This is a genomic window from Arenibacter palladensis (genome assembly GCF_900129275.1).
Lineage (GTDB): Bacteria > Bacteroidota > Bacteroidia > Flavobacteriales > Flavobacteriaceae > Arenibacter > Arenibacter palladensis.
Genome location: NZ_FQUX01000019.1, coordinates 1 through 2,093 on the forward strand (window position 1 = coordinate 1; position 2,093 = coordinate 2,093).

Annotated in this window: 1 protein-coding gene; it reads left to right on the forward strand. The window is 35.6% G+C overall.

Annotated features, from left to right (window positions below; translation table 11 throughout):
* Nucleotides 1-1,240: 1,240 nt before the first annotated feature.
* Nucleotides 1,241-2,093: Ig-like domain-containing protein (locus BUA60_RS22665; protein WP_178347059.1), on the forward strand; the 853-nt coding region annotated here is incomplete at its 3' end.

Below are 2,093 nucleotides of genomic sequence, written 5' to 3' on the forward strand. Positions count from 1 at the left end.
TATTCGGATAGTGACAAAGATGGGATGAGCAATGAATGGGAGACTGCTAATGGCTTAAATCCGAATGATTCCAGTGACGGTAATAAGGACCGGGATGATGATGGCTATACCAATTTGGAAGAGTTTTTACACGCGCTGACCATAAAATAATATTTCCCAAATCCACAATTTAAAAAGCAGGGCCTAAGCCCTGCTTTTTGTATTTTGAACAACTCTAGAATCTCTAAATAAATTCAACTTAAAATAATCATTAAAGATATTTCTCAATAAATTATGTTTTTATTTAGCGTAAAGAATAGTATTCGCCCTAATTTTAATTAAGTGAGCCTCATGATAAGGACCAAGCTTCTCTCCATAATACTTATTATTATCATGTACTAGAAACATATAAAAATTTCAAGAAAATCTATCGCCCTCAATTAAATAAGTGGTATTTAATAATTAATTTACAATACACCTTTTACCCAAATCCAATCCCCTAGCATTTCTCAAATCCAGAAAGACTAAAGAAATTTTAAACTTATTAAGACTTAAAGAAATTAATGAATAATCCAACTCTCCGATTAAAATCCTTTTAGATTTCAAGAAAACCTGAAAAGAATAGCAAAAAAATTCTACCTCTTTTTTTAAAAAGAACAACACCTAAAATGAAATCTCATACCGTATGCAATTCCTAGAATCTAATTAAAAAATAGAATCCTGTGGTCAATCCTTGTGCTTTCTCTCTATATCCCAATTCCTCAACACTTCACCATTCCGCAGATCATATCATTTACACACGCTAATACTTGCCATAAACATTTATTAAAGACACTCCATGACTCACTCAAACCCTCATTCAATAAGATGGTGTTACAAGCAATCTCCAAAGATAAATTTAACCACACAGGGCAGCCTTTAAAATGTGTATCTATAATCAAACACTAAAGTCCTCTTTGTACTATTACAATGCGAAAAACAAAATTGCCAATAAGACACCCCAATCCATAGATGTTAAGGAAAACGACCATTCAACGAGATTAGATTTAATCAAATCATAAAGAAAAGGGCATTTCATCGAATAAGGGAATTTTAAACATCCAAAGCTAAAAAGCATACGTAAAACTAACAATACACATTCAAATAGGCAGTTGGTCGGAAATATAAGTCATTTGCCGATGTTATTGTGAAATTAAAAATTATTATAAACCCCAATTGTAAACCCCAAATGTTTATCAATTAAATTAACGTCTTAGAACTTATGAAAATCACCCCCTCGAATCTATTACAAGTGACCTTGGCATGCTTTGTCCTTTTTTTAAATTTCTCCTGCAACAAGGATTCCGATCTGTTGGCGGAATATGTAGTGGAAGAAAACCCAATTGGCAGCGATCCAAAAGAAGTAATTCTCGATTTAGCCCATGCAGTATTTACTACTGAAGAAGATCAACCTGTAACCTTTAACTTGCTTTATAACACTTCTAGCGAAAGGAAAGGACGCAGAAGATATAAAAGTAGTTCCAAACCTACATACGGTGAAATCACCATAGAAAAGGACAGTATAGCAGTATACACTCCACCGAGCGATTATAATGGGAAGGACGATATTGAAATAACATTGGAAGTCACCAATGAAGATGAAACTACAACAGAAGAAGTTGTAACAGTTGATGTTACCGTAGAACCTGTTGAGGATGTTGTTGAAGATATCGTAGAAGTTACTTCTGAGGAACCTATAGTAATAGAACCCCTTAAGAATGATACTTTTAAAAAAGAAAGTGACGTTGTAATAACGGAGGTAAGTCAACCCTCCAATGGTACAGCGGTAATCAATGAGGATAACACGATTACCTATACGCCTAACGCCGACAACTCAGAACAAACTACTTCCGAAGAAGTTGTAACAGAAGAAGTTGCTCCCGAAGAAGGCACCCTAGAAGAAACCCCACCTGCAGAAGACACCTTTACCTATACTACTGCGGTTACTAATCCGGATAATACTGTGAGCGAAGAAACCGGAACTGTGACCGTGACCGACAAGACCCCAACAGAACCTACATCACCTTCAGAGATGGGGGCTTTAAAAGCTTTCCCGGGTGCCGAGGGATTTGGAA